This window comes from Flavobacterium sp. XGLA_31, from assembly GCF_051547105.1.
Classification (GTDB): Bacteria; Bacteroidota; Bacteroidia; order Flavobacteriales; family Flavobacteriaceae; genus Flavobacterium.
This window is the reverse complement of record NZ_JBPTTM010000004.1, coordinates 155,035-168,183: the sequence shown is the minus strand read 5'-3', so window position 1 is coordinate 168,183 and position 13,149 is coordinate 155,035. Positions and strand designations below refer to the sequence as shown.

Here is a 13,149-nt window from a genome sequence, read left to right as displayed (position 1 = left end):
AGAACATGAAAAAAATAGGAGTTGTAATTACAGATGGCGTTGGATTCAGAAATTTTGTTTTGAGCAATTTTTTGCAGGAAGCTGAAAACGCCTTCGATGAAGTGGTTGTTTTTTCATGTTTGCCCGCATTGGTTTTTACAGGTTTATCCCAAAAGATAAAAGTGATTGAACTGACTGTCTTTCAAGAGCATTTTTACACTTGGTTTTTCAGAAAAGCCAAAGAATTGGCACATTTACAGTTACACAAAAAAGGAAATTTTGGGATTACTGATAACCTTAAAACGAACAGTACCAAATCAAAAACACCACGCGGCTATGCTACCCGATTCCTTATCGATTGGACAGCTTTTTTCAATACAGAAAGATGGATTCGTTTTTACAATGCCTGCCAGCAGTTTTCGTTCAGGAATAAAGCGGTTACCAAAGAATATATAGACCTGCTCCAAAAGGAACAACCCAATATTCTGTTTTTTACCCATCAAAGACCTGAATTCATAGCACCATTGGCCTATGCCGCCGAAAAACTAAAGATAAAAACCGCTGCGTTTATTTTCAGTTGGGACAATCTGGCTTCCAAAGGCAGAATGGCGGCTGACTTTGATTATTATTTGGTTTGGAGTGATTTAATGCAAAAAGAATTGCTGCAGTTTTACACCAAAATACCAGCCCGAAATGTGGAAGTGGTGGGAACACCACAGTTTGAACCGTATGTCATGGAGCAATATAAAACGACAAAAGAGGATTTCTGCCAGCGTTTTGATCTTGACCGCTCCAAGCCAATAGTTTGTTTTAGTTGCGGCGATAGCGCTACCAGCAAAAACGATGAGTTGTATATCAGCTGCATTGCCAATGCAATGAACGCAAAGATTATTCCGGATTGCAATCTTATTGTAAGAACATCACCGGCCGAGGATGGTTCGCGTTTTTTGGCGATAAAGAATCAATATCCTTTTATCAAATGGAATTTCCCCAAATGGAAACTATCCAGGGAAAACCACCAGCAGGTTTGGTCTCAACGTGTTCCAACCATAGAAGATGTCAAAGATTTAAGGGCTTTAATCGAGTTTTCGGATTTGAATATTAACATGCTTTCTACCATGAGCCTCGATTTTATGCAATTTGACAAGCCGGTTATCAATACTGTTTTTGGTAATGAATCGAATGGATTGTATGATGATCAGCGGTTTTTAAAGTACGCCCATATTGTTCATGTGGTTAACAGTCGAGCCACCAAGATTGTCAAAGAAGAGGCATCTTTGCTAAAAGCCATCAAAGATTATTTAGACCATCTGGATTCAGATAGTGAAAAAAGGAAAGCATTCCAATCCATGCAGATAGGAAAACCATTGGCAGGAACAAGCAAACGCATTGCTGAAAAATTATTGGCATGGACAAACCGATAAAGATAATCGCTGTGATTTGCAACTATAAACTGCTGCCCGAAAGAGTAGGAGGAATGGATTATTTCTTTTGGATGTTTGATAAAAAGTGCAAAGAAAATGATATTCAGGTGGATTGGTTTTTCCCGAACACATCCAATCATGGATTGTATAAAGAGTTGACTATATACCACAGTCATCACAAAAACGTGGAGCGTTTTTTTTTAGAAAATTATTCCCAAAACTGCTACTCGCATATTATTACTCATTTTGTTGAGCTGTGTACTCCTTTTTACAAGCAGTTAAAAAGAGTTAATAAGGCTAAAGTGATTGCTGTTGACCACAATCCAAGACCATTATCAGGATATCCTTTAAAGAAGCGATTCGAAAAAAGGGTCAAAGGAATTCTATATTCAAGATATATTGATTTATTTGTGGGTGTTTCCCATTATACAGTAACAGAAATTCTGAACGATTTCGGATCACAAATAAAAAACAAAACCATCACACTTTATAATGGTGTAGTAATTGATGATATCAAAGTCAGAACTGAGCGAAATTTTGAGAATCCAACTTTTTTAGTAGCATCTCATTTGAGAGAATCCAAGGGAATTCAGGATTTAATTGATGCGGTGGCAATGCTCACGAAAGACGAACAAAGAAAAATAAAGATTGATGTTTATGGAGAAGGTCCTTATGCCTCAAAACTTTTGGAAAAAGTAAAAGTATTGCAGTTGGAAGCGAGCTTTGATTTTAAAGGCAGCGTGGCCGACTTAAAAGACGTTTTTTGCCAATACGATTATATGCTGCAACCCACTCACATGGAGTGTTTCAGTTTGTCTATTTTGGAGAGTTTAGCGGCCAATGTTCCGGTAATAACAACCAATGTGGGCGGCAATGAAGAAGCGATTACAGATGGCGTGAACGGCTATATCTTTAAAGCCAAAGACATTGTGGCCTTAAAAACGATACTGCATCAAATTTTGGCCAACGAAATCAAAATTGAAGCCAATACCCGAACTTTGGTTGAAGAACGTTTTTCATTAAAAACCATGGTTGATAATCACTTTTCATTAATCCGATAATGCTGTTTAACTCCTTTCAATACCTGCTGTTTTTGCCTTTGGTTTTTGCTGTTTATTGGATGGTGAACAAACGAAGTCTGGCATTGCAGAACGTATTATTGTTAATAGCAAGTTATTTTTTTTATGCTTGCTGGGATTGGCGTTTTTTGTTTTTACTCATTTTTTCCACGGGCTTGGATTATTACACCGGATTAAAAATGCATCAGGCCGAAAATCAAAAGCTGAAAACGTTTTGGTTTTGGTTGAGTGTATCAGTAAATCTGGGCTTTTTGGGAATTTTTAAATACTATAATTTTTTTGCGGAAAGTTTTGCCCAAATGCTGTCGGCTCTTGGTTTTCATCCTAATTTATGGATGCTGGATGTCATTTTACCGGTCGGGATTTCGTTTTATACGTTTCATGGTTTGTCGTATGTGATTGACATTTACAAAAGCAGAATTACACCCGAAAAAAATATAGTGACTTATTCTTTGTTTGTGAGCTATTTTCCCTTGTTAGTAGCCGGTCCTATTGAAAGAGCCACCCATTTATTACCGCAGATTAAAGTTGCGCGAAAATTCAATTATCTTCAGGCCATGCAGGGTGTGAAGCAAATTATCTGGGGATTGTTTAAAAAAGTGGTTGTGGCAGATAACTGTGCTTTTTTTGTCAATCAGATTTTTGATCATGCCGGCAGTCATTCGGCATCCGAATTGTGGCTGGGGATGTTCTTGTTTTCATTTCAGATTTACGGAGACTTTAGTGGGTATTCTGATATAGCATTGGGAACCTCCAAACTCTTTGGAATCGATTTATTACGTAACTTTAGTTTTCCGTATTTCTCAAGGGATATAGCTGATTTTTGGCGCCGATGGCATATTTCTTTATCGTCATGGTTTCGGGATTATGTGTATATTCCGTTAGGAGGGAATAAAGGCTCCAAAATAAAGCAATTACGCAATGTATTTGTGATTTTTCTGCTTAGCGGATTTTGGCACGGAGCCAATTGGACTTTCATTTTTTGGGGGTTACTTCATGCTTTGTTGTTTATCCCGCTTTTACTTTTAAATAAAAACAGAAATAGCTTGAGTGCTACTTCCTTTAATTTTAGAGTCTACTGTAAAATGGGGTTGACTTTTCTTTTGGTTTCTTTCGCATGGATATTCTTCAGGGCCAACACAATAACAGAAGCTTTTCAGTACCTGGCCGGAATGTTTGATTTCAGTAATTTGTCACTAAACTATTTTTACAGCAATACCAAGTTCGCCCTTTTGACAGTCATAAGTTTATTCAGTATTGCTTTTTTAGGTTTTATCGAATGGAAAAGCGTACTCAGAGGGAATCCTGAGGTTAGGTTAACAAAAATGATGGTATTTATTGTCTTATTTTTTTTGTTTTGCATGGGAACCTATCGGAATGAAATGAGTTTTATTTACTTTCAATTTTAATAATGAAAAAGTTTTTACTCAAAATAGCGCTTTATACTTTAGCTCTACTGCTTTTTTTCAATGCAGTAGCTTGGTGCAGCTTGTATTTCCTGAGAAATTCCTCTTTTTACAAGCCTGAATTTTTGACGCATGAGGTCAAAGAAAACCAATTCGACTACATCATTATAGGTTCCAGTATCGGTCTTACGTCTTTGAATACAGTACAAATTGACAGTACTTTAAAAACCACCGGATTGAATTTATCTATAGACGACACCTCCATAAATTCCAATTATTTGATGTTGGAACATTTTTACCATCAAAATAAAAAAGCAGCATACTGTATACTGGCAGTCAACTATTGGGATTTGGCCAACGAAAAACCAACATTGAGTGATAACGATTACCGCTTTCTGCCTTTTGTAAACGAGGCTTATGTTTTCGATTATTACAGTGAATTGGAAACCGGTTATTTCAAGCCACTGACTTGGTCGCATTATATGCCTTTTGTGGGCGTGGGATACTACAATACCGAAGTTTTTTATTCTTCTGTCTTAGCTGCTGTTCATCCGGAAAAGCGCAACCGGTTTGACGCTAAAGGCAATTATTCGTATCCGAATAATGGTGAAGTAAAATCTAAAAACAAAACCATGACCACGTTAGAATGGAAAAACCCGTTTATAAAACGTATTCAACAACTCTGTGATAAAAACCATACCCAATTGATTATTTATCAGGCTCCTAATTTTTCGGTAAGTATCAAAAACAACCAAGCAAATTTTGTCTTAATCAATCACAGTGATTTGATTACAAAGCCCAATTTGTTTTATGATGAACTACATCTGAATGAGGGCGGAAGGAAGTTAGCCACACAGGCTTTTGCCAATGATTTTGACCGACTGCGAATTAAAAAATAAACACTATTTTTGATTTTAAGAGTTGTTGTATCATTCAAAACCCAAACATGAAAATAGCCTTTTTGACTTCTGAGTTTCCTCATCCCAAAATGAAAAGTTCGGGAGGTATTGGTACCAGTATCCTGAATTTGTCCAAAGGAATGACACAAACCGGAAATGAAGTAGTTATCTTGGTCTACGGCCAAGATAAAGATGACTATTTTGTAGAAAATGGGATTGGCTTTTATTTGGTAAAAAACCCTAAATTCAAAGGGCTTTCCAGAATTTTGACACAAAAAAAAATACAAAAATTACTCAATACTTTGGTTGATGAAGACAAAGTAGATATTGTTGAAGTCCCCGATTGGACCGGAATCTCATCCTTCATAAAACCCAAATGTCCTTTAGTCGTAAAACTGCACGGTTCGGATACTTATTTCTGCCATTTGGATCAGCGTCCCGTGAAGTTTATCAATCGATTTCACGAAAAAAGAGCATTACAGCAAGCCGACGCCATCCTTTCAGTAAGTCGTTACACAGCTGATTTAACCAACTCCTTATTTGGGTTGCACCGTGAGGTTACCGTAATCCCTAATGGTATCGACCTCGAAAAATTCAGTTCTCCTGATGTTATCACTCAGGAAAACACCCTTTTATATTTTGGCACCTTAATCCGAAAAAAAGGGTCGCTTGAATTACCCCTCATTTTTAACGAAGTTTACAAGCAAAATCCCAAGGCTAGGTTGTTTTTGGTAGGTCGTGACAGTAACGATGTGATTTCCGGGAATGCCTCAGTTTGGGACATGATGCAACCTTTGTTTCATCCTGCAGCTTTACAAAATGTAGACTATGTTGGTAGTGTGGCGTATGACGAAATTAAAAATTATATTGCTGCAGCAACGGTTTGTGTTTTCCCTACTTTTGCTGAAGCTTTGCCGGTTTCCTGGATTGAAGCTATGGCAATGCAAAAGGCCATAGTTGCCTCCAATATAGGTTGGGCCACAGAAATTATTGATGATAAAGTTGATGGTTTTTTGGAGCATCCAACAAATCACAAGGCTTATGCTGATAAAATAGTAACATTGTTCGCAAACCCTGAGTTGAGAAAACAATTCGGTAGAAAAGCAGGAGAAAAAGTGGCTGAAAAATTTACTATTGAAACTGTTGCTCAACAGAGTCTGACCTTTTACCAACAAGTAATCACAACAAGTAAACACTAGAACTATGATTATCTTGTATCATGCAAATTCAAAAGTTACAGCCGTCATTTCTTCGGAAAAAGGTGAGCTCCCGGGCAGAAGGCGAAAGAATGCTGTATCGGTTTTATTGGATTTAGCTACCGAATTCAAAGAAGAAGTTTTGGTATGGTGCCATGAGAATGAGAGAGAAAATCTGAATATACCCTTTGTTGTACAGCGATTGCACCATCAAAAACTGTTGATTTCATATCACCCTTTTGATTGTAATTTCTTTGACAACCGTTTAGGCTACATTGAAGATACGCATTATATCAATATTGATAAAAAAGTAAGTTATGCTACTTGGCAGATTAGTGGTCAGGTTGGCGCCGTTCATGCTTCGGTTATTCATGTATGTCGGCAGGATTTGAATCCGGAAAAAAATTTTGATTATTTTTTGAATTCACTCGGCAAGAGACTTTTACCATTAGGCATTTTTTGTTATTCTGAACCGTCATTATTATTAAAGCAAAATACTGTTGGACCGACCCCCAAAGCCAGTCTCTCGGAACTGTTTAAATTTACTAAGCAGCATTATCGGACCCGTTGGGTATTTTTATTGTTCTTCAATTTGTTTCTCTACGAAAAGCAATTTGCTATAATACCTTTGCTGATTTCGTTGTTTTACCGAAAAAGAAAATTAAATCCGGAAAAACTGAATGCTATTCCGCTAAAGTCGAACAGAAAAATTGTTGCCAGCGGTACAATTGATGTATTGATTCCAACCATAGGCAGAAAGGGTTATTTACATGATGTACTCAATCATTTGACGAATCAAACCCAACTTCCTAAAAATGTAATCATTATTGAACAAAATCCTCTTGAAGGCAGTACCTCGGAATTGGATTTTCTACAAAACCAAGCATGGCCTTTTAACATAAAGCATCAGTTTACCCATCAGTCCGGAGCGTGTAATGCCAGAAATATGGGATTGGCCTTGGTGGAAAGCGAATTTACTTTTTTTGCTGATGACGATATTGTTTTTGAAAGCGATTTGCTGGAAAAAGCATTACAGGCTTTTCAAGATACCGGAAATGAAGCCCTATTAGTAGCGTGTCATTTGCCAGCTGAAAAAATTATACCACAGCCTCCCAAGCAATCACCTTTTTTTGGTGCAGGTCATGCCTTTGTCAAGTCAGATTGTTTTCGAGGTCTGTCCTTTAATATGGCTTATGAATTCGGTTTTGGTGAGGACAATGACTTTGGTATGGAGCTCCGTCACAGAGGGTTTGATGTTTTATACATTACCACTTCTAAAATTTTACATTTGAAAGCTCCGATGGGCGGTTTCAGGACCCGTCCGATTTTGCAATGGCAAAACGATGACATACAGCCCAAACCCTCGCCAACAGTAATGTTTTACAAATTAAAATACGATACTAAAGAACAATTACGGAGTTATAAGACTACACTTTTTTTCAAAAATTGGGACAAGAGTTTTTTTCGCAATCCGTTTTTGTATGTCAAAATGTTTCAAAAAAAATGGAACCGTAGTGTTTTTTGGGCTAATGAACTAAAACAATCTTAATCATGAATTTTACCTTGGTAGTCTGCACCTATATGCGACCTAAATCGTTGTTGGATTTACTGCAATCTGTAAAGACTCAAACGCGCTATCCGGATGAAATCCTGATTGTTGATGGCTCAACAAATGAGGCTACAAAAGACATGTTGCAGCAAAATACATTTCAAAACCTATGCTATTATAAGGTGGAGGCACAACACAGAGGGTTAACCAAACAAAGGAATTTTGGGGTTTCTAAAGTTTCAGAAGCGTCTGAAATAGTGTGTTTTTTAGATGATGATACGGTTTTGGAACCCAACTATTTTGAGGAAATTATGAATGCGTTTGCGGGTGATGCTGAAATTGTTGGAGTAGGCGGAGTTGCCATCAATGAAAATAATTGGCGTAAAAAAGAAAAAAATAAAATTTATAACAAACACAACTATTACGAGTTGGGTGAATATGTTTATCCGGAAGGTTCCCGAAATGTATTGAGAAACCGTTTGGGTTTGCAGTCGAATTTAGGCCCCGGTTTAATGCCGGAATACTCACATGGTCGGACTTGTGGGTTTCCGTTAGACGGAAGAACGCATGAAGTAGATTTGCTGATTGGCATGTCATTCTCATTCAGAAAACATATTTTCAACAGCATCAATTTCTCGCAATATTTTGAAGGTTATGGTTTATACGAAGATGCCGATTTTAGCATCAAGGCCCTTCAATTCGGAAAAAATGTAATTACTACCAAAGCAAAATTATCGCATTTTCACGATCAGGCAGGGAGACCCAATAAATATAAATACGGATTGATGGTGGTTAGAAACGGCTGGTACGTTTGGCGCTTGAAATACCCAAACCCTTCATTCAAAGCCAGGCTCAAATGGAATGCAATCACATTAGTGTTGACTTTGATAAGATTTAGCAATATCTTTACCACAAACAAGAGAAAAGAAGCCTTTACAGAATCAATGGGGAGATTGATAGGATGGTTGAGTCTGTCTGTAAACAAACCCAGAATAGAGTAGCAATTAAGCACGTATGAAATTAGAAATTCCCCTTTGGCATCATAGCAATAGTCAATTAATTTATGCTTTCTTCTACTATTGTATGAAGCAAAAAATAAAATGCGATATCGTACTCAATAGTACAGTTCACTACAATGGAGCTATACTTCACTATCAAAATAAAAAGCTTTTTTTTGATTATTCAGACGATTCTATCCTGATAAACAATCCGGCCGACTATGATTTTTATTTTAAAAGATCCTTGTTGCCAAAGGATAAAACCGACCGTGTTCTTCCATTGAATTTTAATGTACCGTTAGCTTATAAATCGTTTCAGTTGTTAACCAAGCTGAGCTATAACCTTATCATGGATAAGTCGAGTAGGATTGAAGTGATTAGGGCCTTGGATGCTTTTGATTGGTTTACCAATAACTCACACAATGCCATGGATGTGAGGAAATATCCGGCTGAAGTTAAAGATAACGGAGGGAAAATTATTTTTTATACAAGATTATGGAATCCAGACCGACACGGTGATGCAGAAGAAAAAGAGCGCAGAAGACTTCAGAACGATTTCAGAATCAATGCGTGTCGAATCATTAAAAAGAATTTTGAAAATGCTTCTGTAGGGCTATTTCCGGATGAATTGTCATTGAGCCTTGCGCCTGATATCGTCTTAGATTTTAAAGATACTAAGAAAAAAAGCTATTTCCAAAAACTGCAGAATTATGACATTGGTATAGCCGATGACGGACTAAAAGATACCCCGGGATGGAAAATCGGGGAATATTTGTTTTATGGTAAAGCTTTAATTACAACTCCATTGAATGTGTGCGTGGATGATTTTTATGAAGGAACCAACTATTTAAAACTTTCAAGTCGGTCTGCGTACGAAGAGTTGCCGGATAAAATAGAAACCTTACTCAAAGACAAAAAATATTTAGAAATGGCGGATGCCAATTTGAAATGGAGCAAGGCTTATATTCATCCGTTCCATTATATAGAAAGACTACTCAACGTAGTTAACAACTCCAATTGATTTGTAACCATGAAATTTACAATCATTACCCATGTTTCACATTGTCAGGAACAGAACCGCTTTTTTGCCTACGCTCCTTATGTTAGGGAGATGAATATTTGGGCAAAATATGTTGATGAGGTAATTATTGTAGCTCCTTTGGAAGACAAGAAAAAAACCGCCATTGAATTAGAATACCAGCACGGGAGAATAGATTTCAGGCCGGTTCCCGAATTTAATTTACTGGGCATTTCTTCCAAAATTAAAGCCATTTTTGCCTTGCCTGGAATTTCATGGAAGATTTACAAGGCCATGAAAGATGCCGATCATATTCATTTGCGGTGTCCCGGAAATATGGGGTTACTGGGGAGTTTGATTCAAATTCTTTTTCCTAAAAAGAAAAAAACAGCAAAATATGCCGGCAACTGGGATTACAAATCATCACAACCGTTGAGTTATAAGTTGCAACAATGGATTTTGAGTAATACGTTGCTCACTAAAAACATGCAGGTTTTGGTTTATGGAGAATGGGAAAACAGCACTAAAAATATAAAACCTTTTTTTACGGCCAGTTATTCTGAAAAGGATAAAGTGCCCGTAATTCCGAAAACATTAGGAGAAACCCAATCCTTTGTTTTTGTTGGTACTTTATCTAATGGGAAACAGCCGTTATATGCTATACAATTGATGGAGCAATTATTGGCCAAAGGACGAAAGGTACAGCTGACTCTTTTTGGAGAGGGGAGTGAACGCACAATACTCGAAAACTATATTGCCGATAAAAATCTCGGGTCATTCATTCACTTAAAAGGAAATCAAGATCAGGGAACTATAACCAAAGCCTATTTAGAAAATCATTTTGTAGTTTTGCCTTCCTTAAGCGAAGGCTGGCCTAAAGTAGTGGCAGAAGGGATGTTTTGGGGATGTTTGCCCATAGCTACAAAAGTTTCCTGTGTGCCTACTATGTTGGATAATGGAGAAAGAGGTTTACTTTTGGCCCTTGACATAGCCCAAGATGTTGAACAAATTGAAAAGCTTTTAGAAGATGGCGCCTTATATCAAAGAAAAGTAGTTAACGGGGTGGATTGGTCAAGAAAATATACTTTGGATTTGTTCGAGAGTGAAATTAAAATGCTTTTGCAGTCATGAGAATAGTTCAGATAATTGATTCACTTGAAATTGGAGGTGCTGAAAAAATGGCTGTAAATTATGCCAATGCCTTGGCGGATAAAATAGAGTTCTCGGGTTTGATTGCTACAAGACTGGAAGGTGATTTAAAGGGGCAGCTCAGTGAGAAAGTAGACTATTTGTATTTGGCCAAAAAAAGAGCATTCGATTTAGGAGCTGCCCTTCGGTTGAAGAAATACTGTAAAACCCATCAGGTAGAGGTGTTGCAAGCACATAGCAGCTCTTATTTTATTGCGTTTCTAACCAAGTTGATGTATCCCAAAATACAACTGATTTGGCATGATCACAATGGTATTCTGGCTTTAATTACCCTCAGACAAACTATCGCTTTAAAGATGACCTCTTGGTTTTTTCATGGAATCATAGCCGTAAATTCGGAGCTTGAAAGCTGGTCAAAACAAAAGCTGAATTGCAAAAAGGTAATTTATTTGCCTAATTTTACCAGTGTAAAAGTCTTCGAAAAAGCGGAAACCCATTTGCAAGGATTGGAAGGGAAACGGATTTTGTGTCTGGCAAATTTACGCCCGCAGAAAAATCACTTTTTGTTGCTGGAGGTCGCTGTAAAAATTAAGAAACAATTTCCGGAATGGACATTTCACTTGGTGGGCAAAGATTTTAATGATACCTATTCAGATCAATTGAAAAATGCTATAGCTGAAAAGAATTTAGAGACTACAGTTTTTGTATATGGCTCTAAAAATGATACGGTTCATATCATAAACCAATGTGAAATAGCCATTTTAACTTCGGATTCCGAAGGATTACCGGTGGCTTTAATTGAATATGGTTTATTGAAAAAACCGGTTGTAGCAACAGATGTTGGGGAAATCCCTTCGATTATAGTGCATGGCAGCAATGGTTTTTTAGTTAGTGCAGGAAATGCAGTAATTTTTGCCGATTTTTTGATGAAATTAATAGAAGACAAAGCGATGAGCAATAAATTGGGTGAAGCTTTGTATGCAACAGTAGCCAAAAGTAATTCGGAGGAAGGGGTCATTACACAATATTTAAATTGGTTAAAAAACGATAATGGAAATTAAGGACAATCATTATATTTTGTTAGTTGTACTTCATGCTTTGATTGGCGTGTTGGTTTATCTTGTGCCTTCAATCTCCGGTATGTATGGTTATCTAATCTTGCTGCTGTCCGTATATTATGTGTTAAAAACAAGAAATAGAAACAATGATGTTTTGTTGGTTTCTGCTTATATCGTTGGTAGTGAGGTGTTTTTGAGGATGACCGGAGGGGTCATACTCTATGAGTTTTCCAAATATGGTGTTATGCTTTTTTTAACCATAGGAATGTTTTACAGTGGTTTTTCCAAAAATTCAGTACCGTTTTGGGTTTACATGCTGCTGCTAATCCCCGGTGTTTTTGTGGCAACAGAAACCTTAAATTTACAATCAGATTTACGAACTTCCATAGCGTTTAATATTTCAGGACCGGTTTGTTTGGGTATCGCTTCGATTTATTGCTACAACAGAAAGATTTCTTTTCAGCAGGTTAATAATATCTTACTGGCCTTGGGATTGCCAATTATATCAACAACTGTTTATTTAATTTTATACACTCCAGAGCTAAAAGATATTTTAACAGGAACCGGGTCAAACGGAGAAACTTCAGGTGGATTCGGGCCTAATCAGGTAGCTACCGTTTTAGGTATCGGGATGTTCATTTTCTTCTCCAGACTGATTTTTTCATCCAAAAGCAAACTCATATTTATTTTAAACGTTATTATAGCTTTTAATATCAGTTATCGTGGGTTGGTAACATTCTCCAGAGGAGGAATGATTACCGGTTTTGTGATGATTGTGCTCTTGTTGTTTTTCTTATATACCAATTCAAGTGCTAAAGGGCGTTATAAACTCAACTTACTTTTTGTATTCATGTCTATCGTTTTTTGTTTTGTATGGATTTATACTTCCATGCAAACCGGTGGTCTTATTGATAAACGATACGCAAATCAGGATGCTTTGGGAAGGGCAAAAGAGAGTAAGTTTACCGGAAGGGAAGAGATTTTGGAAAACGAAATTAATTCTTTTCTGGACCATCCTATTTTGGGCATTGGTGTTGCAAAGGGATTGGAGATACGATACGAACAAACAGGAGCTATCGTTACGTCACACAACGAAATATCAAGAACTATTGCGGAACATGGCGCATTAGGAATCATGGCGCTGATGATAGTCTTTTTCACACCACTTTTTTTATACCTCGATAACAAACAACACGTTTACATGTTTTGTTTTTTACTTTTTTGGTTGCTCACTATCAACCACGCGGCGATGAGGATTGCTGCTCCGGCTTTTGTTTATTCTCTATCGTTGTTAAAAGTGACTTTTGACAGAGATTCACTAAAATAATGACTTCTTTTAGCAAATTATGAAAATCAACAATTTCATTTCAGGATGCGTATTATTTACTAACTTG

General features: G+C 37.1%; 11 protein-coding genes. All 11 read left to right on the top strand.

Features of this window, described 5'->3' with window-relative positions:
* The first annotated feature begins 5 nt into the window (after window positions 1-5).
* Window positions 6-1,403: a CDP-glycerol glycerophosphotransferase family protein gene (locus ACSVH6_RS09550; RefSeq protein ID WP_438077856.1), complete on the top strand. Its 1,398-nt coding sequence runs from the start codon at window positions 6-8 to the stop codon at window positions 1,401-1,403.
* Window positions 1,388-2,464: a glycosyltransferase family 4 protein gene (locus ACSVH6_RS09545; RefSeq protein ID WP_438077854.1), complete on the top strand. Its 1,077-nt coding sequence runs from the start codon at window positions 1,388-1,390 to the stop codon at window positions 2,462-2,464. The genes ACSVH6_RS09550 and ACSVH6_RS09545 overlap by 16 nt, the downstream gene beginning before the upstream one ends.
* Window positions 2,464-3,891: an MBOAT family O-acyltransferase gene (locus ACSVH6_RS09540; RefSeq protein WP_438077852.1), complete on the top strand. Its 1,428-nt coding sequence runs from the start codon at window positions 2,464-2,466 to the stop codon at window positions 3,889-3,891. The genes ACSVH6_RS09545 and ACSVH6_RS09540 overlap by 1 nt, the downstream gene beginning before the upstream one ends.
* A 2-nt stretch (window positions 3,892-3,893) precedes the next feature.
* A complete protein-coding gene (locus ACSVH6_RS09535) occupies window positions 3,894-4,787 on the top strand; it encodes a hypothetical protein (protein ID WP_438077850.1) in 894 nt (297 codons plus the stop codon).
* A 47-nt stretch (window positions 4,788-4,834) separates the two neighbouring features.
* The gene (locus ACSVH6_RS09530) at window positions 4,835-5,986 is read left to right on the top strand and encodes a glycosyltransferase family 4 protein (protein WP_438077848.1); all 1,152 of its coding nucleotides are present in this window, start codon (window positions 4,835-4,837) and stop codon (window positions 5,984-5,986) included.
* A gap of 4 nt (window positions 5,987-5,990) precedes the next feature.
* Complete coding sequence (locus tag ACSVH6_RS09525) at window positions 5,991-7,532, top strand: glycosyltransferase family 2 protein (RefSeq protein WP_438077846.1); 1,542 nt, start codon at window positions 5,991-5,993, stop codon at window positions 7,530-7,532.
* Window positions 7,533-7,534: 2 nt separating this feature from the next.
* Window positions 7,535-8,533 carry a glycosyltransferase family 2 protein gene (locus tag ACSVH6_RS09520; RefSeq protein ID WP_438077844.1) on the top strand — a complete coding sequence of 333 codons (999 nt, stop codon included), beginning with the start codon at window positions 7,535-7,537 and terminating at the stop codon, window positions 8,531-8,533.
* 82 nt (window positions 8,534-8,615) lie between these two features.
* Entirely contained in the window at window positions 8,616-9,551 is a 936-nt protein-coding gene (locus ACSVH6_RS09515; RefSeq protein ID WP_438077842.1) for a hypothetical protein, read from the top strand.
* A 9-nt stretch (window positions 9,552-9,560) separates the two neighbouring features.
* Window positions 9,561-10,679 (top strand): glycosyltransferase, encoded by a 1,119-nt coding sequence (locus ACSVH6_RS09510; protein ID WP_438077841.1) that lies wholly within the window; start codon window positions 9,561-9,563, stop codon window positions 10,677-10,679.
* Window positions 10,676-11,758, top strand: a complete 1,083-nt coding sequence (locus ACSVH6_RS09505; RefSeq protein WP_438077839.1) for a glycosyltransferase — start codon at window positions 10,676-10,678, stop codon at window positions 11,756-11,758. Before ACSVH6_RS09510 ends, ACSVH6_RS09505 begins: the two co-directional genes overlap by 4 nt.
* Window positions 11,748-13,082 carry an O-antigen ligase family protein gene (locus tag ACSVH6_RS09500; RefSeq protein WP_438077837.1) on the top strand — a complete coding sequence of 445 codons (1,335 nt, stop codon included), beginning with the start codon at window positions 11,748-11,750 and terminating at the stop codon, window positions 13,080-13,082. The genes ACSVH6_RS09505 and ACSVH6_RS09500 overlap by 11 nt, the downstream gene beginning before the upstream one ends.
* Window positions 13,083-13,149: the final 67 nt, after the last annotated feature.

Excerpts from the sequence above, each read along its gene's own strand:
- ACSVH6_RS09550 (WP_438077856.1), top strand. The coding sequence starts at position 6 with ATGAAAAAAATAGGAGTTGTAATTACAGATGGCGTTGGATTCAGAAAT.
- ACSVH6_RS09545 (WP_438077854.1), top strand. The coding sequence starts at position 1,388 with ATGGACAAACCGATAAAGATAATCGCTGTGATTTGCAACTATAAACTG.
- ACSVH6_RS09540 (WP_438077852.1), top strand. The coding sequence starts at position 2,464 with ATGCTGTTTAACTCCTTTCAATACCTGCTGTTTTTGCCTTTGGTTTTT.
- ACSVH6_RS09535 (WP_438077850.1), top strand. The coding sequence starts at position 3,894 with ATGAAAAAGTTTTTACTCAAAATAGCGCTTTATACTTTAGCTCTACTG.
- ACSVH6_RS09530 (WP_438077848.1), top strand. The coding sequence starts at position 4,835 with ATGAAAATAGCCTTTTTGACTTCTGAGTTTCCTCATCCCAAAATGAAA.
- ACSVH6_RS09525 (WP_438077846.1), top strand. The coding sequence starts at position 5,991 with ATGATTATCTTGTATCATGCAAATTCAAAAGTTACAGCCGTCATTTCT.
- ACSVH6_RS09520 (WP_438077844.1), top strand. The coding sequence starts at position 7,535 with ATGAATTTTACCTTGGTAGTCTGCACCTATATGCGACCTAAATCGTTG.
- ACSVH6_RS09515 (WP_438077842.1), top strand. The coding sequence starts at position 8,616 with ATGAAGCAAAAAATAAAATGCGATATCGTACTCAATAGTACAGTTCAC.
- ACSVH6_RS09510 (WP_438077841.1), top strand. The coding sequence starts at position 9,561 with ATGAAATTTACAATCATTACCCATGTTTCACATTGTCAGGAACAGAAC.
- ACSVH6_RS09505 (WP_438077839.1), top strand. The coding sequence starts at position 10,676 with ATGAGAATAGTTCAGATAATTGATTCACTTGAAATTGGAGGTGCTGAA.
- ACSVH6_RS09500 (WP_438077837.1), top strand. The coding sequence starts at position 11,748 with ATGGAAATTAAGGACAATCATTATATTTTGTTAGTTGTACTTCATGCT.